Source organism: Oceanicella sp. (assembly GCF_056449545.1).
This window is the reverse complement of record NZ_JBWOMN010000059.1, coordinates 19,614-41,534: the sequence shown is the minus strand read 5'-3', so window position 1 is coordinate 41,534 and position 21,921 is coordinate 19,614. Positions and strand designations below refer to the sequence as shown.

20 protein-coding genes are annotated in these 21,921 nt (G+C 71.7%); 14 read left to right on the top strand and 6 right to left on the bottom strand.

Features of this window, described 5'->3' with window-relative positions:
• Window positions 1-8: 8 nt before the first annotated feature.
• Together AC1HC7_RS08120 and AC1HC7_RS08115 are read right to left on the bottom strand one after the other, a co-directional pair.
• Window positions 9-989: a DUF58 domain-containing protein gene (locus AC1HC7_RS08120; protein WP_479498916.1), complete on the bottom strand. Its 981-nt coding sequence runs from the start codon at window positions 987-989 to the stop codon at window positions 9-11.
• Window positions 986-1,999 carry an AAA family ATPase gene (locus AC1HC7_RS08115; protein WP_479498214.1) on the bottom strand — a complete coding sequence of 338 codons (1,014 nt, stop codon included), beginning with the start codon at window positions 1,997-1,999 and terminating at the stop codon, window positions 986-988. Before AC1HC7_RS08115 ends, AC1HC7_RS08120 begins: the two co-directional genes overlap by 4 nt.
• Window positions 2,000-2,254: 255 nt before the next feature.
• Between AC1HC7_RS08115 and AC1HC7_RS08110 the strand changes: the two genes are divergently transcribed.
• The 5 genes from AC1HC7_RS08110 (at window position 2,255) to AC1HC7_RS08090 (ending at window position 6,217) form a co-directional block, all read left to right on the top strand.
• Window positions 2,255-2,905: a DUF1285 domain-containing protein gene (locus AC1HC7_RS08110; protein WP_479498213.1), complete on the top strand. Its 651-nt coding sequence runs from the start codon at window positions 2,255-2,257 to the stop codon at window positions 2,903-2,905.
• A 303-nt stretch (window positions 2,906-3,208) separates the two neighbouring features.
• Entirely contained in the window at window positions 3,209-3,808 is a 600-nt protein-coding gene (locus tag AC1HC7_RS08105) for a CoA pyrophosphatase (RefSeq protein WP_479498243.1), read from the top strand.
• 26 nt (window positions 3,809-3,834) lie between these two features.
• A complete protein-coding gene (locus AC1HC7_RS08100; RefSeq protein ID WP_479498242.1) occupies window positions 3,835-5,205 on the top strand; it encodes a CCA tRNA nucleotidyltransferase in 1,371 nt (456 codons plus the stop codon).
• Window positions 5,206-5,393: 188 nt separating this feature from the next.
• Complete coding sequence (locus AC1HC7_RS08095; protein ID WP_479498212.1) at window positions 5,394-5,627, top strand: hypothetical protein; 234 nt, start codon at window positions 5,394-5,396, stop codon at window positions 5,625-5,627.
• Window positions 5,624-6,217 (top strand): LysE family translocator, encoded by a 594-nt coding sequence (locus AC1HC7_RS08090; protein ID WP_479498211.1) that lies wholly within the window; start codon window positions 5,624-5,626, stop codon window positions 6,215-6,217. Before AC1HC7_RS08095 ends, AC1HC7_RS08090 begins: the two co-directional genes overlap by 4 nt.
• An 83-nt stretch (window positions 6,218-6,300) precedes the next feature.
• On the opposite strand, the gene AC1HC7_RS08085 is transcribed toward AC1HC7_RS08090, so the two are convergent.
• From AC1HC7_RS08085 to fdhF, 3 genes are all read right to left on the bottom strand, one after another.
• Entirely contained in the window at window positions 6,301-6,921 is a 621-nt protein-coding gene (locus tag AC1HC7_RS08085; protein ID WP_479498915.1) for a hypothetical protein, read from the bottom strand.
• A gap of 43 nt (window positions 6,922-6,964) precedes the next feature.
• Complete coding sequence (locus AC1HC7_RS08080) at window positions 6,965-8,101, bottom strand: aromatic ring-hydroxylating oxygenase subunit alpha (protein WP_479498209.1); 1,137 nt, start codon at window positions 8,099-8,101, stop codon at window positions 6,965-6,967.
• A gap of 234 nt (window positions 8,102-8,335) precedes the next feature.
• Window positions 8,336-11,116 (bottom strand): formate dehydrogenase subunit alpha, encoded by a 2,781-nt coding sequence (gene fdhF, locus AC1HC7_RS08075; RefSeq protein WP_479498914.1) that lies wholly within the window; start codon window positions 11,114-11,116, stop codon window positions 8,336-8,338.
• A 216-nt stretch (window positions 11,117-11,332) separates the two neighbouring features.
• Here fdhF and AC1HC7_RS08070 point away from each other — a divergent pair, with 216 nt between their 5' ends.
• The 4 genes from AC1HC7_RS08070 (at window position 11,333) to AC1HC7_RS08055 (ending at window position 15,238) form a co-directional block, all read left to right on the top strand.
• A complete protein-coding gene (locus AC1HC7_RS08070; protein WP_479498207.1) occupies window positions 11,333-12,382 on the top strand; it encodes a glycosyltransferase family 2 protein in 1,050 nt (349 codons plus the stop codon).
• 33 nt (window positions 12,383-12,415) lie between these two features.
• Complete coding sequence (locus tag AC1HC7_RS08065; protein WP_479498913.1) at window positions 12,416-12,973, top strand: MarR family winged helix-turn-helix transcriptional regulator; 558 nt, start codon at window positions 12,416-12,418, stop codon at window positions 12,971-12,973.
• A gap of 159 nt (window positions 12,974-13,132) precedes the next feature.
• The gene (locus AC1HC7_RS08060; protein ID WP_479498205.1) at window positions 13,133-13,789 is read left to right on the top strand and encodes a glutathione S-transferase family protein; all 657 of its coding nucleotides are present in this window, start codon (window positions 13,133-13,135) and stop codon (window positions 13,787-13,789) included.
• A 27-nt stretch (window positions 13,790-13,816) separates the two neighbouring features.
• Window positions 13,817-15,238 carry an amidase gene (locus AC1HC7_RS08055; protein WP_479498204.1) on the top strand — a complete coding sequence of 474 codons (1,422 nt, stop codon included), beginning with the start codon at window positions 13,817-13,819 and terminating at the stop codon, window positions 15,236-15,238.
• A gap of 138 nt (window positions 15,239-15,376) precedes the next feature.
• On the opposite strand, the gene AC1HC7_RS08050 is transcribed toward AC1HC7_RS08055, so the two are convergent.
• On the bottom strand, window positions 15,377-16,204 hold the full coding sequence (locus tag AC1HC7_RS08050) for a FadR/GntR family transcriptional regulator (RefSeq protein ID WP_479498203.1): 828 nt from the start codon (window positions 16,202-16,204) through the stop codon (window positions 15,377-15,379).
• 231 nt (window positions 16,205-16,435) lie between these two features.
• On the opposite strand from AC1HC7_RS08050, the gene AC1HC7_RS08045 reads away from it, so the two are divergent.
• The 5 genes from AC1HC7_RS08045 to AC1HC7_RS08025 all read left to right on the top strand — a co-directional run bounded on the left by AC1HC7_RS08045 (window position 16,436) and on the right by AC1HC7_RS08025 (window position 21,811).
• The gene (locus AC1HC7_RS08045; protein ID WP_479498241.1) at window positions 16,436-17,245 is read left to right on the top strand and encodes a DUF2182 domain-containing protein; all 810 of its coding nucleotides are present in this window, start codon (window positions 16,436-16,438) and stop codon (window positions 17,243-17,245) included.
• A 48-nt stretch (window positions 17,246-17,293) separates the two neighbouring features.
• Window positions 17,294-17,899: a DUF1326 domain-containing protein gene (locus AC1HC7_RS08040; RefSeq protein ID WP_479498202.1), complete on the top strand. Its 606-nt coding sequence runs from the start codon at window positions 17,294-17,296 to the stop codon at window positions 17,897-17,899.
• A gap of 42 nt (window positions 17,900-17,941) precedes the next feature.
• Complete coding sequence (gene acuI / locus AC1HC7_RS08035) at window positions 17,942-18,934, top strand: acryloyl-CoA reductase (protein ID WP_479498201.1); 993 nt, start codon at window positions 17,942-17,944, stop codon at window positions 18,932-18,934.
• 170 nt (window positions 18,935-19,104) lie between these two features.
• The gene (locus tag AC1HC7_RS08030; RefSeq protein WP_479498200.1) at window positions 19,105-21,153 is read left to right on the top strand and encodes a lytic transglycosylase domain-containing protein; all 2,049 of its coding nucleotides are present in this window, start codon (window positions 19,105-19,107) and stop codon (window positions 21,151-21,153) included.
• Window positions 21,154-21,187: 34 nt separating this feature from the next.
• Window positions 21,188-21,811, top strand: a complete 624-nt coding sequence (locus AC1HC7_RS08025; RefSeq protein ID WP_479498199.1) for a DsbA family protein — start codon at window positions 21,188-21,190, stop codon at window positions 21,809-21,811.
• Window positions 21,812-21,921 lie beyond the last annotated feature (110 nt).

The following is a 21,921-nucleotide window of genomic DNA, read 5'->3' as shown; positions in this document are numbered from 1 at the left end:
GCGGTCTCCTATTGTCCGGCCATCGCGGCGTAGAGCCACAGCAGCGGAATGCGCGGGGAATCCGAGGTGCGGTGGATCATGCAGCGCCAGCCGCAGCGCCGCGCCATGTCGCGCAGCGCCGCGCGGCGTTCGGCGAGCCGCGCCTGATAGGCCTGTTTCAGCCCGCGCGCGCGATGGGTTTCGAATTCGACGCCGCCGCCCAGCGATTCGAACACCAGCCGCCCATCGAAGGGGAAGCTTTCCTCGGCCGGGTCGACGATCTGGATGGTGCAGCCGGTGACGCCGCGTTCCGCCGCATGGGCCAGCGCCGGGAAGATCGCGTCGCCGTCGCCCATGAAATCCGACAGGAACACCGCCTTGCCGCCGCGCAGATAGGCGCGGCGCGGCGGCACGCCGAAATCGGCGCGGTTGTTCGCGGCGGTCTTGACGTCGGACTCGGCACGGGACTCGGGGGGGGGCTTGGGGCGGGGCTTGGGGGGCTTGCTCAGCGCCGCGCCCATGCGCCGCAGCTGGGTTTCGCCCGATAGCGGGCGTTCGGCGTCCGAGCGCAGCAGGCTGACCCGTTCGCCGCCGCGGATCAGCAGCACCGCCAGCGCCAGCGCCAGCAGCGCCGCGCGGTCGCGCTTGGAGCGCGGCGCGTCGGAGGACCGGTAATCCATGGCCTGCGCGTCGTCGGCCCAGATCGACACGGTTTGCGCCGCCTCCCATTCCATCTCGCGGATATAGAGGTGGTCCGAGCGCGCCGAGCGCCGCCAGTCCACGGCGCTGGCCGGGTCGCCGGGCATCGCCTGACGGTATTGCCAGAAGGTTTCGCCGGGCCCGGCGCGGCGGCGGCCATGCACCCCGGCGACCACCGAGGCGGCGAGGCGTTCGGCCTCGGCCATCAGCGGCGGCAGGGCGCCGGAGATGCGTTCGGCGTCGCGGCGCAGCCACGCCGCGCCGGAGCGGGTGTTCACCTTGGCGCCGGCCTGCGGGGCGGGGTGGCTCAAGCCGCGGCCTCCCGGTCCAGAACCTGGGCCACCAGCGCGTCGATCACCTGTTCGACGGTCGCGCCCTCGGCCTTGGCGGCGAAGGTCAGCGCCATGCGGTGCTTGAGGGTCGGGCGGGCCAGCGCCGCCACGTCGGCCAGCGACGGCGCAAGCCGCCCTTCCAGCAGCGCCTTGGCGCGCGAGCACAGCATCAGCGCCTGGGCGGCGCGCGGGCCGGGGCCCCAACTGACGGTTTCGTTGACCTGGGCGCCGGCCTCGGCCTCGCCGGGGCGGGCGGCGCGCACCAGCGCCAGAATGGCGTCGACGACGCTGTCGCCCACCGGCATGCGGCGCACCAGGCGCTGGGCGCGGATCAGGTCGGCGCCGGTCATCACCGGCCTGGCCTCGGCGTCCTCGGCGCCGGTGGTGGCCATGAGGATGGCGCGTTCGGCGTCAAGGGTCGGGTAATCCACGTCGATCTGCAGCAGGAAACGGTCGAGCTGGGCTTCGGGCAGCGGATAGGTGCCTTCCTGCTCGATCGGGTTCTGGGTGGCGAGCACGTGGAAGGGCGGCGGCAGGTCGCGGCGTTCGCCGGCCACGGTGACGTGCTTTTCCTGCATCGCCTGCAACAGCGCCGACTGGGTGCGGGGCGAGGCGCGGTTGATTTCGTCGGCCATCAGCAATTGGCAGAAGATCGGCCCCTCGATGAAGCGGAAAGCGCGGCCGCCGCCGTGCTCGGCCTCCTCCAGCACCTCGGCCCCGAGAATGTCGGCGGGCATCAGGTCGGGGGTGAACTGGATGCGGCTGGTCGCCAGCCCCATGACCACGCCCAACGTTTCCACCAGCAGGGTCTTGGCCAGCCCCGGCACCCCCACCAGCAGCCCGTGCCCGCCCGAGAGCAGGGCGTTGAGGGTCAGATCCACCACCTGTTCCTGTCCGATCACCCGGCGGGCGATTTGCGCGCGGGCCTGTTCGAGGGCGTCGCCCAGCGCCTCCATGTCGGTCAGCAGGCTGTCGGTGGCGTTGTTCATCTGGTCGCTCCCTGGCGCCGCGTGCGCGGCATTCATGCAGTCGTCATGCGGGCCTTGCGGTCGGCGTCGCCGGCGCCGCGCCGGATCCGCCGGCGGCGGCGGCGCTTGAAACTGTAAGCCGAAGCGATAGCATGTCCAATGGCCGAACGCGCGGAAATGCGCTTGGGCGGCGGCGCGGGCGGGATCTTGCCCGCCAATCATGGCCGCTTCCCGGCAGGGTCCGCGGCCAGCGGCGCCAGAGAGGCGGGACATGCGATGACGAAAGCGAAGCGGAGCGCCGGCGCCGATCGGGGCGACGGCGCCGATCGGGGCGACGGGGGCGACGGGGGCGCGGCGCGGGTCGATTATGACAGCCTCGCCAGGACCATCGGCAAGGCGGCGAAGAAGGGGCCGCCGCCGGTGCATCTGTGGAACCCGCCATTCTGCGGCGATCTGGACATGCGCATCGCGCGGGACGGCACGTGGTGGTATCTGGGCACGCCGATCGGGCGGCTCAATCTGGTGAAGCTGTTCGCCTCGGTGCTGCGCCGCGACGGCGACAAGTATTTCCTGGTCACGCCGGTTGAAAAGATCGGCATCACCGTGGATGACGCGCCCTTCGTGGCGGTGGATTTCCGCGCGCTCGGCGCGGGGCGCGACCAGCGGCTGATTTTCGAGACCAATGTGGGCGACGAGACCGAGGCCGGCCCCGCCCATCCGATCCGCGTCGTCCGCGACCCCGAGTCCGGCGAGCCCGCGCCCTACGTCCATGTGCGCGCCGATCTCGAAGCCCTGATCGACCGCAAGAGCTTTTACCGGCTGGTTGAGATCGGCGCCCATGAACCGCACGAGGGCGAGAGCTGGTTCGGCCTGTGGTCGGGCGGGGCGTTCTTTCCGATCATTCCCTCGGCCGAGCTTGACATCTGAGCCGCGCGGGGCGGCGCAGCCGCGAGCGCTGGGGCGCAGGCCCCTTCCCGATCGCCCGCCCGCGACCAGCCCCCAGAACCTTGGGCGCTTGCCTCGCCTGCGCAGTTGCGCCACATGTTTCACATGCGAAACGCCCCGCCAGACAGTGATCCGCCCGAGAACGTGACCCGACCCGATGCCGAGGGCGCCGCGCGAAGAATCGACCTCGCCCCGGCCGATGATCCGGCCATCGACCCCGGGGCCTCGCCGCTGCCGGTCGAGATCGCGACCGCCGCCGCGCGCCGCGCGCCCACCGAGGCGCGGCTGCGCCGGGCGGTGCGCGACGGGCCGTCGATCCCCAGTTCGGACTACGATCTCAACCCCGGCGCGCAGGCCGCGCTGCCCGCCGGGCGCCGGCTGCGCGCCGCCGCGGTGCTGTGCCCGCTGATCCGCCGCGACGACGGGCTGCACGTGATCCTCACCCGCCGCGCCGACCATCTCAAGCATCATCCCGGGCAGGTGGCGTTTCCCGGCGGCAAGCAGGAGCCGGGGGACGCCTCGCTCGCCGCCGCGGCGCTGCGCGAGGCGCGCGAGGAGATCGGTCTTGATCCGGGCCAGGTGGAATTGCTCGGCGCCATCGACGGCCACGAGACCGTCACCGGTTTCGCGGTCACGCCCTTCGTCGGACTGGTCGCGGCGACGTTCGTTCCGCGCCCGGATCCGGACGAGGTGGCCGAGGTGTTCGAGACGCCGCTGGCGTTTCTCATGGATCCGGCCAATCACCGACGCGGATTTCGCATGTGGCAGGGGCGAAAGCGCTGGTTCTACGAGATGCCCTGGCAGGGGCGCCATATCTGGGGGGCCACGGCGCGGATGCTGGTGGGTCTGAGCATGCGGCTCGCCGCCCTGCCGGACGCGGAATGAACGCCGCGTCCGGCGGCGCGGCGCCGCTGCGCATCGACGCCGACTGGCTGCGCGATCCGGGCGCCGCGGCGGTGATGGCGGCGATGGCCGCGGGCGGCGCGCGGGCGTATTTCGTCGGCGGCTGCGTGCGCAACGCGCTGCTGGGGCTGCCCGCGGCCGATCTCGACATCGCCACCGACGCCCGCCCGCCCGAGACCCGGCGGCTGCTGGAGGCCGCCGGCCTGCGCGCCGTCCCGACCGGGATCGCGCATGGCACCATCACCGCCGTGGCGCTGGGGCGGGCCATGGAGATCACCACCTTTCGCGCCGACATCGCCACTGACGGACGGCGCGCGGCGGTGGCGTTCGCCGATGACCCGGCGGTGGACGCCGCGCGCCGGGATTTCACCATGAACGCGCTTTACGCCGATGCGCGCGGGGTCGTGCTGGACCCGCTGGGCGGGCTTGGCGATCTGCGAGCGCGGCGGGTGCGCTTCATCGGCGACGCGGCGGCGCGGATTCGCGAGGATTATCTGCGCATCCTGCGGTTTTTCCGGTTTCACGCCTGGTACGGCGCCGGCGGCGTCGACGCCGAGGGGCTGGCCGCCTGCGCCGCGACGCTCGACGGGCTGGCGACGCTGTCGCGTGAACGGGTGGGGAGCGAGACGCGCAAGTTGCTCGCGGCGCCGGATCCGGCCCCCGCCGTGGCGGCGATGGCCGCCTGCGGGGCGCTGGCGCGGGTGCTGCCGGGGGCCGAGGCGGCGATTCTCGGGCCGCTGGTCGAGGTCGAGCGCCTGGCCGACGCCGCCCCGGACTGGCGGCGCCGGCTGGCGGGGCTGTGCGCGGCGGCGCTTGGGCCGGTTTCGGGGGGCGGGTCTGACGTTGGTCTCGGCTTTGGGGTTGGGGTTGGGGCCGGTGTTGGCGTCGGTGTTGGCGTCGGGGCCGGGGATGAAGCCGACGCCGAAACCGAAGCCGGGGTCGGCGGCGGTGTCGGACAGGTGGCCGCCCCGCCGCCCAGATCCGGCGTCGCGGCGCTTGCCGAGCGCCTGCGCCTGTCCCGCGCCGAGGCGCGCGGCATCGAGGCCATTGCCGGGGCGCTCGCCGATCTCCACGGCGGGGCGGGCGAGATCGCCCGCGCCGCGCATCGCCACGGCGCCGACGCGACGCGACACGCGGCGCTGATCCGCGCCGCGGCGCTCGCCGCGCCGCCGCCGCCGGAACTCGAAGCCGAGATCGCGCGCGGCGCTGCGGCGCGGTTTCCCCTCGCCGCCGCCGATCTCATGGCCCGGGGCGTGCCGCCAGGGCCCGGGCTCGGGCGGCTGCTGAAGGTCCTGGAGGCGCGCTGGCGCGACTCGGGCTTCGCGCAGGACCGGCGCGGGTTGCTGGCGGAGGCGTTTCCCGAGCCCCCCGATGACTGAGCCGACCGACCCGATGGGGGCCTGAACGGGGCCCTGTCGGGCGCGACCAGCCCGACGGGGGCGCGCGATTTGCTTGACAAGGCGCCGGCTTTGCCGAAGTCTCCGTTAATAGTCAGCATTCATGACCTATAATCGAACGTGACCAGAAACCCGGGCTCGACGGCCCGCGCGTCAGGAGGCGGGCCAAGTTGACCGATGACGCGCTGACCGCGCTGGCCTTCGCCGCCGCATGGACGCCGGGGCCCGACAACGCCGCGCTCGCCGCCTCGGGGGCGCGCTTCGGGCTGCGTCGCTCGCCGCGCCATGCGTTCGGCGTGGCGTTTCGGGAAAGCCGCCTGCTGCGCGAGACCCTGCGCCGGGCGGGCGGCAGACTGGCTGCGCTGCGCGCCAACGCATGCGGCCAGAAGGCGGGCGCAACGTGACCGGCGGCGATCTGGCGGGGCTGCTGCTGTTCGTGTTCGCCGGACTGGCGACGCCGGGACCGAATGTGGTGATGCTGACCGCCTCGGGCGCGCGATTCGGCTTTCGCGCGACGCTGCCGCATCTGCTGGGGGTGGTGTTCGGGGTCGGGGCGATCGCCGGGGTCTCCGGGCTCGGGCTCGGGGCGCTGCTGCTGGCGGCGCCGGCGCTGACCCTGGCGCTGCGGGCGCTGGCGGCGGCGTGGATCCTGTGGCTGGCCTTCAGCCTGGCGCGCGCCGCGCGCCGCCCGCGCGCGCAGGATCGCGGCCGCCCCATGACGCTGACCGAGGCGGCGCTGTTCCAGGCGGTCAACGCCAAGCTGTGGGCGGTGACGCTGGCGGCGGCGGCCGGGTTTCCCGGCGATGGCGGCGCGGCCGAGGCGGCGCTGCGGCTGGCGCTGGCGTTTTCGGGGCTCAACCTGTTCGTCTGCCTGTTCTGGACCGCCGCCGGGCGCCTGCTGCGCCGCCTGCTGACCTCCGATCCCGCCTACCGCGCTTTCATGAGCGTGATGGCCGCGCTGATGGCCGCATCCGCCGCGCTGATTTTCCTCTGAGGCCAGACCCCGATGCGCCGCAGGCGCGAGGGCGCTGTCGCGCCAGGCTTTTCAAGGGTCCGGCGGCGGCAGGGGCCGGTTTGTCAGGATTCGGCGCGCCCTCGCGCCTGCGGCGCATCGGGTCCGGGCGGTCTCAGTTCAAGCCGGGTCAGGTCGGCGCGCCACCAGTCGCGCGCGGCGAGGCGGCGGCGCAGAGGGGTGTCGGTGTCGGGGGGCGCGTTGTGGATGTAGCGCACGGCCTCGTCGCGGCTGGCGCCGGTGAGCGACAGCAAGTGGGCTTCGGCGCGCTCCAGCGAGAAGGCGACGCCGGCATGGTCGGCGAAATTCGGGCGCAGGTCGGTCCACACCGCGCCGGCGAAGCCGGTCGCGGCGCACCACTCGGCGAACAGAGCGGCGTTGCGGCCCTCGGCGCGGCCGGTGCGCAGGCACACCATGCCGATGAGGTCGAGCGGCGCGCGTTCGCGCGCAGCGAGGTCGGCGCGGGCCTCGACGGCGTCGGCGCGCCGCGAGGCGATGGCGTGGCTCGGGCAGGGGGCGCCGTGCGCGGGATCGATGCACAGCGCCAGCCCCATCTTGCGCTTGGGCGAGATGCGGGTGAATTCCAGCGGGATGCGCGGCCCGCCGCCCATGCGCCAATCGCCGCGCAGATGCGGCGCGAGGTTGTCGGGGTCCCAGATCAGCGAGCCCCAGCCGATGATGGCCACGGCGCCGGTCATCGACGGCGGCGGGCGCGTTCAGGCGCAAGGGTCATCCGCCGAGCTTCGATGCGAGATAGGTGGCGAATTCGAAATTCGGGCGCTCCAGATGCGACAGCGGCCCCGGCTCCGCCAGATCCGAGCGCAACCCGCGATAGACCTTTTCGGTGCAGCCGCGATCCTCGTCGTTGACGTGATCAAGCAGGGTTTTCAGTTGCGCGAAATGCGCCGCCGAATCCGGGTCGGCGGCGAATTCGGGGGCCAGCCCGCCGCCATAGATGATGTTCACGTGGTCCGGGCCGTCGGGATGCAGCGACAGATACCAGAAATATCCGGGCGTCAGGGTGATCATCAGCGCCGGGTAGATCGACAGCAGCCAGGTCGTGCGGCGCTCCTGCCCCTCGAGCCTCGCGTTGTCGGGATGCGCCAGCGTCAGGGCCAGATCGTCATTCTTCAGGATCCAGTGGTGGTTGAAGGCGGGGGCGCCCTCGGGGCAGGTCATCTTCTCGAGATCCACCTGGCCGCCGATGGTGCCGGCGTGGCAGACCGGCAGGTGGTAGCTCTCCATGAAATTCTCGGCCAGCACCTTCCAGTTGGTGTTCCAGCGATGGGTCTCGCGGAAGGTTTCGACGTAATCCCGCATGCGGTATTTGCCCACCAGCGCGTCCACATCGGCGAGTTGTTCGTCGAGGTCGGGGGCGTGCGCGTTGAGGCTGACCATGATCCAGCCCTGCCAGTCCTGGCAGCGGATCTGCGGCAGCCGGTGGTCGTCCTTGCAGAACCCCTTGTTGCGGGTCATGGCCGGGGCGCCGCGCAACTTGCCGTCGAGGCTGTAGGTCCAGGCGTGATAGGGGCAGACGATGGCGCGCGCGTTGCCGCGCCCCTCCAGCAGCGTCGACATGCGGTGGCGGCAGACGTTGGACTGGGCGCGCAGCGCGCCGTCGCGGTCCCGGATCACCATGATCGGCTGGCCGGCGATCTCCATGGTGGCGTAGTCGCCGGGATTGGCGAGCGCGCTCGCCCGCCCGGCGCAGAGCCATTCCTTGCGGAAGATGTGTTCGAGCTCCGCCGCCACGAAGCTTTCGGAGGTGTAAACGCTGCGCGGCATGGCGCGGGCCTGCTCGAACGGCGCGGCGACATTGGCGCGCAATTCGGCGATCGGGTCGAGGTCGGAGCCATGTCTGGTCATGAGGGCGATCCTTGCGGGTCTGCGCGGCGCGCGCGTCGAAAGCCGCCACCCATGCGCGTCGCCCCCGGCGCGGTCTGAGTCCCTGTCAGTCGCGACCGCCGGGATATTTTTGGTTGAAACCCCGCCGTCGCGCAAGGGCGGCGGCGGGGTTTTCGCCATGATCGTCGCAGGCGCCGACGAACGCCCCCGGCGTTACGTCGGCGCGGCGCGGCGCATGACAAGTCGTTCGAAAGGTCATTCGGCGGCGACGCGTCCCCCGGGCCTGGTGACGCGGCAGGCGGCGAACTTGAATTCGGGGATCTTTCCGAAGGGGTCGAGCTGGGGGTTGGTGAGCACGTTGGCCGCCGCCTCCACATAGGCGAAGGGCACGAACACCATGTCCTCGGCCACGGCGCGGTCGGCCCGGGCCATGATCTCGATGGCGCCGCGGCGGGTTGTTATGCGCAGCATCTCGCCCGGTTCGACGCCGAGCGCGCGCAGGGTCTTTGGGTGCAGCGAGGCGTTGGCCTCGGGTTCCAGCGCGTCCAGCGTCGCGGCGCGGCGCGTCATCGACCCGGTGTGCCAGTGTTCGAGCTGGCGCCCGGTGCTGAGGATGAACGGATAGTCGTCATCGGGCGTCTCGGCCGGGGGGGTGACCTGCGCCGGGGTGAAGCGGGCGCGGCCCTCGGGGCGCGGGAAGCCGTCGGCGAAGACGATGGCCTGGCCGGGATCCTCGGGCGAGAGCGAGGGATAGGTGACGCAGGATTCGCTTTCCAGCCGGTCCCAGGTGATGTTGTCGAGCGATTTCATCGCCCGTTTCATCTCGGCGAACACCTCGCGCGGATGGCTGTAGTTCCAGTCGAGGCCGAGGCGGTTGGCGAGGTCGGCGGTGATCGCCCAATCCGCGCGCGCCGCGCCCGGGGGCGGCGTGGCGGGCCGGCCCATCTGCACCTGGCGGTTGGTGTTGGTGACGGTGCCGGTCTTTTCCGCCCAGGCGGCGGCGGGGAGGATGACGTCGGCGTAACCGGCGGTCTCGGTCAGAAAGATGTCCTGCACCACCAGATGGTCGAGCTTGGCCAGCGCGTCGCGGGCGTGTTCCACGTCCGGGTCGGACATGGCCGGGTTCTCGCCGAGGACATACATGCCCTTGATGCGCTCGGCATGGATGGCGTTGATGATCTCCACCACGGTCAGGCCCTGTTCGGGGTTGACCGGATCGCCGCCCCAGATTTCCGCGAAGGCGGAGCGCACGCCCTCATCGGCGACGGATTGGTAGTCGGGCAGGAACATGGGGATCAGCCCGGCGTCCGAGGCGCCCTGCACGTTGTTCTGGCCGCGCAGCGGATGCAGCCCGGCGCCGGGGCGCCCGATCTGGCCGCACATCAGCGCCAGCGAGATCAGGCAGCGCGAATTGTCGGTGCCGTGGATGTGCTGGGAAATCCCCATGCCCCAGAAGATCATCGCCGCCTTGGCCCCGGCGAACAGGCGCGCCACCTGGCGCAGGGTCTCGGCGTCGACGCCGCAGAGCGGGGCCATCTTTTCGGGCGCGAAGCCCTTGAGGTGGTCCTTCATCGCCGGCCAGTTCTCGGCGAAGGCGGCGATGTATTGACGGTCGTAGAGTTCCTCCTCGACGATCACGTGCATGATGGCGTTGAGCATGGCCACGTCGGATCCGGGGCGGAATTTCAGCCGGTGCGCGGCGTAGCGCCCGAGCCCGACGCCGCGCGGGTCCATGACGATCAGCTTGCCGCCGCGCTTGGCGAATTGCTTGAAATAGGTGGCGGCGACCGGGTGATTCTCGATCGGATTGCAGCCGATGACCAGCGCGCAGTCGGCGTGCTCGATTTCGTTGAAGGTGGCGGTGACGGCGCCGGAGCCGATGTTTTCCATCAGCGCCGCCACCGACGACGCGTGGCACAGCCGCGTGCAATGATCGACATTGTTGTGCCCGAACCCCTGACGGATCAGCTTCTGGAACAGGTAGGCTTCCTCGTTGGAGCATTTGGCCGAGCCGAAGCCGGCCACCGCTTCGCCGCCGTGCTGGTCGCGCAGTCCGGCGAGGCCGTTGGCGGCGGCGTCGAGCGCCTCGTCCCACGTCGCCTCGCGGAAATGGGTGAGCGGGTCGGCGGGGTCGACGTTCAGCCCCTTGGCGGGCGCGTCGGCGCGGCGGATCAGCGGTTTGGTCAGGCGGTGGGGGTGGCTGACGTAGTCAAACCCGAAGCGCCCCTTGACGCAGAGCCGCTGCTGATTGGCGGGGCCGTCGACCCCGTCCACCCAGGCGATGCGGTCATCCTTGATCTTGTAGGACAGCTGGCAGCCGACGCCGCAATAGGGGCAGACGGATTTGACCTCGCGGTCATAGGCCTTGCTGTCGCCGCGCTGGTCTGAATCGACCGCCGTTGCGGCGGTGAGCGCGCCGGTGGGGCAGGCCTGCACGCATTCGCCGCAGGCGACGCAGGTGCTGGCCCCCATGGGGTCGTCGAAATCGAACACGATCTTCGCGTCATGGCCGCGTCCGGCCATGCCGATCACGTCGTTGACCTGCACCTCGCGGCAGGCCCGCACGCACAGATTGCAGTGGATGCAGGCGTCGAGATTGACCCGCATCGCCACATGGCTGGCGTCGAGCAGCGGCACGCGGTCGGCGGCCATCGCCGGGAAGCGGCTGGCGGCGACGCCCTGCAGGTCGGCCATGTCCCAGAATTGCGAGGACCGGTCATGGGCGGCGTCGCGCGGCGGCTGGTCGGCGACCAGCAGTTCCATCACCAGCTTGCGGGCCTTCTTCGCCCGGGCGCTGTCGGTGGTGACCTTCATGCCGGGGGTGGGCGCGCGGACGCAGGAGGCGGCGAGCACCCGTTCGCCGTCGATCTCCACCATGCAGGCGCGGCAATTGCCGTCCGGGCGGTAGCCGGGTTCGCCGGAATGGCACAGATGCGGGATGCGGGTCCCCCGGCGCAGGGCGACCTCCCAGATGGTCTCGCCGCCGCTGGCCTCGACCTCGTCGCCGTCGAGCGTGAACCGGATGGTGTCGGACATGTGGCCTCCTGCATGCCGGGGCGCGTCGCGCCCGCGAAATCACCAGACGTTTATGCACCGAATGGGCCGTGACGCGAAACGCGGAAAACGACGGATCCATTCCGATTTTGGTCGTAGGCGCGGCGCAGGGGCGGGATTCGCCCCGGCGCGCATTGAAGACTGGGCCGCCAGCGGGCATGCTCGACGCATCCGCGTTTGCGTCAGGAGCCCCGCGTCGTGAAGCTCATCATACAGATTCCCTGTTACAACGAGGCCGCGCAATTGCCGGCCACGCTCGCCGACCTGCCGCGCGAGGTCGCCGGATTCGACAGCGTGGAGTGGCTGGTGATCGATGACGGGTCCAGCGACGGCACGGCGGATGCGGCGCGCGCGCATGGCGTCGATCACGTGATCCGCCTGCCGCGCAATCGCGGGCTGGCGGCCGGGTTCATGGCCGGGCTGGAGGCCTGCCTGCGCCGCGGCGCCGACGTGATCGTCAACACCGACGCCGACAACCAGTACGACGCCGCCTGCATCCCCGACCTGACCGCGCCGATCCTGTCGGGCGAGGCGCAGATGGTGATCGGCGCCCGCCCGATCGCCGAGATCGAGCATTTCTCGCCGCTCAAAAAGGCGTTGCAGCGGCTGGGCAGCTGGGCGGTGCAGCAGGCCAGCGGCATCGAGGCGCAGGACGCGCCCTCGGGGTTTCGCGCCATCCATCGCGACGCGGCGGTGCGGCTGTATGTGTTCAACCGCCACACCTACACGCTTGAAACCCTGATCCAGGCCGGGCGGCTGGGGATTCCGGTGAGCTGGGCGGCGATTCGCACCCACCCGCCGACCCGGGACTCCCGGCTGATCCGCTCGGTGGCGGGGTATGTGTGGCGATCCGGGACGACGATCCTGCGGATTTTCGCCTATTACAGGGCGTTCCGGTTCTTTGCCCTGATCTCGCTGGTTTTCCTGCTGCCCGGGGCCTGGGCGTTCCTGCGGTTCCTGATCTTCGCGCTGGCGGGCAACGGCGCGGGGCATGTGCAGTCGCTGGTGATGGGCGCCGGGCTGCTGGCGGTCGGGGCGGTGACGCTGATCGGCGGCGTGCTGGCGGACATGGTGGCCGCCAACCGGATGCTGCTGGCCGAGATCCGCAGCCGGGCGCTGACGGCGGAGATCGCGCAGCTGCGGGCGGGAGAGGAGGGGGAGGGCTCGCCTCGCGCCGGCGGCGCCGCGGCGACTGGGCAAAACCGTCGCGGCTTGACCCATGTCAATTCGGAACCGTCTCAAACGTGAAATGATGCATCTGAAACGAAAAGGGAGCCTCAGATGCAACTCGAAACCTTTTTCCCCTACCGCCTGGCGCGGCTCGCCGATGTGGTCAGCCACTCGATCTCGCAGGTCTATGGCGAGCGCTTCAGCCTGTGCCGCGACGAATGGCGCATCCTCGCCGCCGCCGGCGAGGCGGAGGAGATGCCGACGCGCGAGGTCGCCGCGCACACCTCGCTGGACAAGGTTTCGCTGAGCCGGGCCGCCTCGAAGCTTGAGGATCGCGGGCTGATCCACCGCACCGAGGCCCCCGACGACCGGCGCATCAAGATCCTGCATCTGACCGAGACCGGACGGGCGACGCTCGACGAGGTGACGCGCATCGTCAACGAGCGCGAGGCCTATCTGCTGGAGGGGCTGGACGCGCAGGAACGCGCGGCGCTGGAGGGCGTGCTGGGCAAGCTGGCGGCGCGCGCCGAGCTGCTGGTGGATCCGCGCTACAAGCACAAATGCCGCCCCGATTGCGTCGGCGATTGCGAAAAGGGCCATGCATCGCCGGCCCCGCTGGCCGGGCCGCTCATCGACAAATCCCCCGTCGAGCTGGCGGCGATGACCTGAACCGAACCGAATCGACTTGACCGGGATCCGCGCCCGGGGCCGCGGCCCCGGGCGCATTAATCATTTGCGCATCCGCGTCGCCGCGGCGATGCTGCGGCGGTCGCGCCCGGGAACGGGCGGTCGGTCGGCGTCGTTTGGCGTCGGGGGGAGAGGCTGAGGATGATCACGGTTTTCGGGCGGGCGACCTCGTCCAACGTGCAGGCGGTGATGTGGACCGTCGCCGAACTGGGGCTGGCCCATGAACGCGTGGACTGGGGCGGCGCCCATGGCGGCAATGACGACCCGGCGTATCGCGCCATGAGCCCCCAGGGGCTGATCCCGGCGATCCGCGACGCGGGCGCCGGGCCGGGCGGCGAAGACCTGACCATGTTCGAAAGCGCCGCCATCGTGCGCTATCTGGGCGCCCGCTACGGCGACGCGGCGTTCTGGCCGCGCGATCCGGCGGCGCGCGGGGCGCTGGACCAATGGGCCGAATGGGCCAAGATCGCCTTTTGCGCGACGCTGATCGGCGTGCTGTTCATGGAAATCGTGCGCAAGAAACCCGCCGATCGCGACCCGGCGGCGATCGCGCGCGGGACCGAGGCGCTGGCCGGGCTGGCGCGCATCGCCGACGCGCGCATCGCCGACGGGCGCTGGCTTGGCGGCGACCATCTGAGCTTCGCCGACGTGATGCTGGGCCACGGGCTGTATCGCTATCACACGCTGGAATTCGAGCGGGTCGCGACCCCGCGCCTGACCGAGTATTACCGGCGGCTGACCGAACGTCCCGCCTATGCCGAGCATGTGATGGTGTCCTATGACGGCCTGAGGGTCTGATCGCACCGCTCTTCTGGAGGCCGCAGAATGGATTTTACCGGACCCGAGATTTGCGCGCTGGAGGCGCATGAGGCAGTGGCGCTGCTGCGCCGCGGCGAGGTGTCGCCGGGCGAGATGCTCGACGCCGCGCTGGCGCGCATCGCGGCGGTGGAGCCGGCGATCAACGCCATCCCGATCCTTTGCCCCGAGCGCGCGCGCGACGCGGCGGCGCGCGCTGATCGGAGCCCGGGTCCGGGGCGGCTCAACGGGCTGCCGATCGGCATCAAGGATCTGGTGCCGGTGGCCGGCGTGCGCTGCACCTTCGGCACGCCGGGCTTCGCGGATTTCGTGCCCGAGACCTCGGATCCCATGGTCGAAAAGCTGGAATCGCGCGGCGCGGTGATCGTCGGCAAGACCAACACCCCGGAAATGGGCGCCGGCGGCAACACCTTCAACGCGGTGCTGGGGCAGACCCGCAATCCGTGGAACACGGCGCTGAACGCCGGCGGGTCGTCGGGCGGGGCCGGGGCGTCGCTGGCCTCGGGCGAGGTCTGGCTGTCGAGCGGCTCGGACCTGATGGGATCGGGGCGCACCCCGGCGGCCTATTGCGGGGTGGTGGGGATGCGGCCCTCGGCCGGGCGCGCCGGCGGCGGACCGGCGACGCATGCGTTTTCCATCGAGGGGGTGCAGGGGCCCATGGCGCGCTCGGTGCGCGATCTGGGGCTGTTTCTGGACGCGATGACCGGGTTCGATCCGCGCCAGCCGCTGAGTCTGGAGGCCCCGGCGACGCCCTTCGAGACCGCCGCGGCCCGCCCGCTGGAGCGGCCGCGCATCGCCTGGAGCCCGGATCTGAACGGCTTCGCGCCAGTGGAGGCGGCGATCGCCGGGCCGCTGGCGGCGGCCATGGCGCGCGCCGGGGCGGCGGGGGCGCGGGTGGAGGAAACCTGCCCTCCGCTGCCGGACCTCCGGCGCACCTACATGACCCTGCGGGCGCTGTTCTACGCCACCGGGCCGGGGCGGCTGCCGGCGGAGGTGCAGGCGCGGTTCAAGCCGACGCTGAAGGCCAACATCGCCCAGAGCCGGGATCTGACGGTGGACGCCATCGTCGACGCGCGGATCGGGCGCACGGTGATATTCGCCGCCATGCAGCGGCTGCTGGAGGATTTCGACCTGTTCGCCTTCCCGGTGATGGGCGCGCCGCCGGGGCCGGCGGAACAGGAATATCCGGCGCAGGTCGCCGGGCGCCCGATCGCGGACTACGCCGAATGGCTGAGTTTTTCGTTCCTGGCCATGGTGACCGGCCTGCCGGCGATCTCGCTGCCCGCCGGGTTCACCGATGACGGGATGCCGGTGGGGCTGCAACTGATCGGCGCCCCCAGGGGCGAGGCGAAGCTGCTGTCGGCCGCAGCCTGGCTCGAAGCCAATCTGGGCGTCAGGCGCGGCCCCATCGACCCGCGCGCCAAGGGTTGAGCCGGGCGCCGGGCCGTCCCCGCGCAGGCAGGGCCTGCGCCCGGGGCTTCGCCCCGATGAATGCCGCAGGCATTCTGGGGACGGCGGCCCGGGCGGCGCCGCTCTGCCTCGTTCCGGGCGCTGCGGGCGGCTGCGGGGTCAGGCCGGGGATCGCGGCGGGGCGCGGCGGCGGGCGGCGAGGTCCGAGGCGTAGGCCGCAAGTTCGTCGAGCGCCGCGCGCGCCGCGCCGGCGTCGCGGGCCTCCAGCGCGTCGGCGATGTTTTCGTGCAGATCGGCGATCACCGTGCGGTCGCGCATCCGGTAGGTGAGCATGTTCATCAGCGGCTGCATGGCCTCCACCGCGCCGCTGGCCTGAAGCGCCAGCATGGGGTTGCCGGTGGCCTCCGCCACCGCCTGGTGGAAGCGCACGTCGGAGGCGCAGAAGGCCTCGTCGGTCAGCGCCGCCGTCGCGGCGCCCGCGCCCGCGCCCGCCTTGGCCCCGGATGCATCAGATGCATCCGATCCCGGCGGGTCTGATCCCGGCGCATCCGATCCCGCGCGCTGGGCGGCGATCTCGGCGCGCATGGCGGCGAGGTTTTCGGGGCGGCGGCGGGCGGCGGCGAGCTTCAGGCAGGCGGCCTCGATGGCGAAGCGGGCCTCGGCCGCCGATTCGAAGGGGATGTCGTTCATGCCGATCATCAGCCGCGTGGCGGTGACCAGGGTTTCCTGGGCCTCGACCCGGCTCATGCGGTTGACGAAGGCGCCGCCGCTGGGTCCGCGCCGGGTGCGGATCAGGTTCTGCGCCGCCAGCCGCTTCAACGCCTCGCGCACCGTGGCGCGGGACACGCCGAAGCGGGCGGCGAGCTCGGTCTCGCCGGGCAGGCGTTCATCGACCATCAGGCGGCCCTCGACGATGGCCTCGCGGATCGCCTCGGCGATCTGGGTCGACAGCCCGTCGCGCGACAGGGCGGTGTATTCGATGCTCATGCGCGGATCCCGGGGGGCGTGCGCGAGATCCGGAACGGATGGGTCTGGGGGCGGCTCATGGGACGGCTCCTGTTCGGGGAACGGTATGGGGGGCGCTGCGATCTGTCAAACCGCCATTCATCTAATTGTCTGACAAATAGTTATTGACAGCACGCCGCCCCGGGACAATCTTGCGCCCGAAGATCACGCGCATCCGCGCCAGCGTCGCAGGGGGAGGGCCGCGCCTTGAGCATGCCGCACAGCGTCGCCGCGCCAAGCGCGCGATCCGGGCTGTTCCATGCGCGCGGCCTGCGCTGGATGGGGTTCTATCTGGCGCTGCTCCTCGCCTGGGGCGGGGTGTTCTTCATGGACCCGGCGGCGTCGCCGCCGGCGGGCGTCGGGGCGCCCGGGCTGGAGTACTGGCGCGCATTGTGCGGGATCGGCGCGCCCGACGCGTCGCTGGCGCGGCTCTGGGCCATGTGGGCGCTGATGTCGGCGGCGATGATGACGCCGACCGCGATCCCGGCTTTTCGCACCTATGACGACCTGATCCGCGCCGGCGCCGGCTCGGGCCCCGGATTCGCGGCGCTGATCGGGGGCTATGTCGCGGTCTGGCTGGGATTCGCGGCGCTGGGCGGCGGGGCGCAGGCGGCGCTGGCCGGGGCGGGGCTGGTGGATCAGGCCGGGCGCAGCCTGACGCTGGGGCTCAACGCCGGGCTGCTGGGGGGCGCGGGGCTGTATCAGTTCAGCCGGCTGAAGGAGTCCTGCCTCAGCCAGTGCCGCAGCCCCATGAGCTTTTTCATGGCCCATTGGCGCGGCGGCGCCCGCGGCGGGCTGGCCATGGGGGCGCGGCTTGGCGCGGTCTGCGTCGGCTGCTGCTGGGCGCTGATGCTGCTGGCCTTCGTCGGCGGGACCATGAGCCTCGCCTGGATGGCGCTGGCGGCGCTGATGATGACGTTCGAGAAACTGCCCCAGCTTGGCCGCTGGCTGACCCGCCCGCTGGGTTTCGCGCTGCTGGGCGGCGCGCTGGCCATGGGCGCGGCGGCGCTGGGCCAGATCTGAGCGAATTCGATCCGAACAACCAGACCCGATCACCGAGGGAGAAAAGCCATGGACGACTGGAACATCAAGGGGGAGCTGATCCTCAACTGCAACTGCATCGTGTTCTGCCCCTGCGTTGTCAGCCTTGGGAAGCACCCGCCCACCGAGGGTTATTGCCAGGCCTGGCTCGGGGTGCGCATCGACGAGGGCCGGATCAACGGCGAAAGCCTGTCGGGGCTGAACGTGGGCATGCTGCTGGACATCCCCGGCAACATGGGGCGAGGCAACTGGAAGGCGGCGGCCTATATCGACGAGCGCGCCTCGGACGCCGCCTATGACGGGCTGGTGCGGATCTTTTCGGGGCAAGCGCGGGGGACCACCGGGCTGTTCGGCATGCTTGTGGGCGAGTTCCTCGGCCATGAACGCCAGCCGGTGAGCTACGAGACCGAGGGCAAGACCCGCCGGCTGGTCGTGGGCAGGAAGATCAGGGGCGCGGTCGAGCCGATCGCCGGCGCCGATGCGGATCACGACGTGACGCTCAGCAACACCGGCTACTGGATGGGGCCCGACATCACCGTCGCCACCGCCTTGCAGGGCAAGGTGCGCGATCGCGGCCGGGTCTGGGATTTCGACGGGCGCAGCGCCGAGATATGTCAGATCGACTGGGGCTCGTGAGCCCCGCTTCGCCCCGCCGCTGAAACATCGAAAGGACATGCCATGAATTTCAAGGCGCTGATCGTCGACAAGGATGACGAGGGCAAGACCTCGGCCTCGGTTCAGGAGATCGACGAAAGCCGTCTGCCCGCGGGCGACGTGACCGTGGCGGTGGAGTATTCCACGCTGAACTACAAGGACGGGTTGTGCATCGGCCCCGGGGGCGGGCTGGTGCGCAACTACCCGCATGTGCCGGGGATCGATTTCGCCGGCGTGGTGGAGGCCTCGGACGACGCGCGATACAAGCCCGGCGACCGGGTGGTGCTGACCGGCTGGCGCGTGGGCGAGGCCTGGTGGGGCGGCCATGCGCAGAAAGCCCGGGTGAAGGCCGACTGGCTTGTTCCGCTGCCCGCGGGGCTGACCACGCGCCGGGCGATGGCGGTGGGCACCGCCGGCTTCACCGCCATGCTGGCGGTGATGGCGCTGGAGGATCACGGGCTGAAGCCGGGGCGGGGGCCGGTGCTGGTCACCGGGGCGGCGGGGGGCGTGGGCTCGGTGGCGACCGCGATCCTCGCCCATCTCGGGCATGAGGTCGCGGCGGTGACCGGTCGGCCGGAGGCGGAGGCGTATCTGCGCGGGCTCGGCGCCACGCGGATCGTGGCGCGCGGAGAGATCAACGAGACCGTCAAGCGCCCGCTGGAGAAGGAGCAATGGGCCGGCTGCGTCGACGCGGTGGGCGGGGCGATGCTGGCCCGGGTGCTGGGGCAGCTGCAATACGGGGCCTCGGCGGCGGCGGTGGGTCTGGCGGGCGGCGCCGGGCTGCCGGCGACGGTGATCCCGTTCCTGCTGCGCGGCGTCAACCTGCTGGGCATCGACAGCGTCATGCGCCCCTATGCGGACCGGGTGCGCGCCTGGGATCGCATCGCCGCCGACCTGCCCATGGACAAGCTGGAGGCGATGATCCAGCCGGCGGGGCTTGCGGATCTGCCGGAGCTCGGGGCCGCGATCCTCAAGGGCCGGGTGCGGGGCCGCGTGGTCGTCGACGTGAACGCCTGACATGCGGCGCGCCCCTTTCGGGGGCGCGCCGCGCCAATGGCGGATCGGGATCCGCCCTGCGCCTGATTGCGAGCGCCGCGCCCGGATCCAATCGCGCATGGCGCGAAGGGGGGGCGCCGTGCTACCTTGCCGGAAATCAGAAAGTTTCAGGCAACCGGGCAGGAGCAGTCATGAAACGCGGCGATGGACTGGCGGCGCGCGTGCGCGCCGTGTTGGCGGCGGCGGCGGCGAGCGCGGTTCTGGGCGTTGCGGCTGCGGCCGCAACTGGATTCGGGACAGGGTTGGCGACCGGGTTTGGCGCCGCGCTGAGCGTCGGCGCGGCGCGGGCGCAGGACATGCCCGGGCCCGGCGAGGGCGCGCGGTTTCGACCGGCGCTGGAGGCCGCGGCGCAGAAGGACTGGGTGAATGCCGAGCGTGCGGCCGCGCGGCTCGGCGATCCCGCCGCCGCCGCGCTGATCCGCTGGCGGCGGTTGTCGGACGGCGAGGGCGGCTGGGCGGATTACGCCGGTTTCATTGCAGAATTTCCCAACTGGCCGGGGCAATCGCGGCTGCGCCGTCTGGCCGAACGCCAGATGCCCGCCGGGCTGCACCGGGACACGGTTTACGATTTCTTCGCCAAGGCCGCGCCTGAAACCGGGACCGGGGCGTTGCGGTTCGCCGACGCGCTGTCGCGCGACGGGCGCGTGGCCGAGGCGCGCGACGCGGCGATCCGGGCCTGGCGGGACCTGTCGCTGACGCCCAGCGAGCAGGCGCGGTTCCTGCGCCGCTACGGCGGGGCGCTGAGCGGACAGCACGAGGCGCGGCTCGACATGCTGCTGTGGCGCGGACTGGCGGGCGAGAGCATGCGCATGGCTCCGCTGGTGAGCGCCGGCTGGATATCGCTGGCGCGGGCGCGCATCGCGCTGCGCAAGCGCAAGCCCGGCGTCAACGCGCTGATCGCCGCCGTGCCCGGGGCGCTGAAATCCGATCCGGGGCTGGCTTACGAACGGTTCCGCTGGCGCGCCGCCAAGGGGCTGGACGCCGGGGCCGAGGACATGCTGATCACGGCGTCGCAATCGGCGACGACGCTGGGGCGGCCGCTGCGCTGGGCCTCGGCGCGGCGGCGTTTCGCGCATCGGGCCATGCGCGAGGGGCGGGCGCGGACCGCCTACCGGATCGCCGCGCGCCATGGGTTGAGCGCAGGGTCGGACTTCGCGCAGCTGGAATGGCTGGCCGGCTGGCTGGCGCTGCGCAAGCTCAACGATCCGGCCACGGCGCTGGCGCATTTCCAGCGGTTTCAGGGGGCGGTGGCGACGCCGATCAGCCTCGGGCGCGCGGGCTACTGGATCGGACGCGCCAAGGAGGCGCTGGGCGATCAGTCGGGCGCCCGCGCCGCCTACGCCATGGGCGCCATGCACCAGACCAGCTTTTACGGCCAGCTCGCCGCCGAGCGGATCGGCGCGGCCCCGGATCCGGCGCTGGCCGGGGGCGGGCCGCGGCCCGACTGGCGCCGGGCGCCGTATCTGCGCGGCCCGCTGGTGCGCGCCGGGGCGCTGGCGCATTGGGCGGGCGACCCGAAGCTGGCGCATCGCCTGCTGACCCATGCGGCGCTGGTGGCCCCGACGCCGCGCGACATGGCGGCGCTGGGGGCGCTGGCGCTGGAACTGGACCGCCCGGACATCGCCGTTCGCGTCGCCAAGATCGCCGCGCGCAAGGGCGTGGTGCTGATCGACGCCTATTACCCGGTGACCGCGCTGGGGCGGTTCGGGGCCGGGGTGCATCCGGCGCTGGCCATGTCGATCGCCCGGCAGGAAACGGAACTGAACCCGCTGGCGATCAGCCCGGTGGGCGCGCGCGGGCTGATGCAGCTGATGCCCGCCACGGCGAAGAAGGTGGCGAAATCGCTGGGGCTCGCCTATTCCCGGGCGCGGCTTACCGAGGACTGGCAATACAACGCCCGGCTGGGGCAAAGCTATCTGGCCGGGCTGATCGACGAATTCGGCTCCGAACCCATGGCGGCGGCGGGCTACAACGCCGGGCCGCACCGGGTGCGGCGCTGGCTCGGGGCCTATGGCGACCCGCGCGTCGGGCAGACCGACATGGTGGACTGGATCGAGACCATCCCGTTTTCCGAGACCCGCAACTACGTGATGCGGGTGATGGAGGGGCTGCATGTCTATCACGCGCGGCTTTCGGGCCGGGTGACGCCGATCCGCCTGAGCGCCCGGCTCGGGGGGTGAGGCGATCAGTGGAAACCGGAAGGGAGCGACCGGCATGAAGGACATCGAATATTTCTATGCGGCGCATTCCGCCTTCGCCTATCTGGGATCGGCGCGGCTGTCGGAAATCGCCGCCGCCGCGGGGCGGCGCATCGTCCACCGGCCGGTGGATCTGCGCCGGGTGGTGGGGGCCGCCAACCCGGTGTCGTTCCGCGAACGCAGCCCCGCCCATGTGGATTACTATTTCCGACGCGAGATCGAACGCTGGTCCGAGCATCGCGGCGTCAAGGTGAAGGGCGGCATTCCCGCCAATCACGGCCATGACCTGACGCTGGCCAATTGCTCGATCATCGCCGCCGCGGCGCAGGGGCTGGACGCGGATCGCTACGCCCATGCGCTGCTGCGCGGGCATTGGGCCGAGCACGCGGATCTTGGCGACGAGGCGGCGCTGGCCGGGCTGGCGCGCGAGGCCGGGCTGGACCCGGCGCCGCTGCTGGAGGCCGCCCGCGCGCCGGAGATCCTGTCGGCCTACGAAGCCAACACCGAGGAGGCGATCGCCCGGTCGGTGTTCGGCTCGCCCACTTATTTCGTCGATGGCGACATGTTCTACGGGCAGGACCGGCTGGACCTGGTGGAGCGCGCCCTGCAACGCCCCTACACGCTGCGCTGGGCGGGCTGACTGGGCGGGCTGACTGGGCGGGCTGACTGGGCGGCCCCGCGAAACGCGACCGGCCCCCCGAAGCTGCAAAGGGCGAAGCTTCAGGGGGCCGGTTCGGTTTCGCCGCCGCG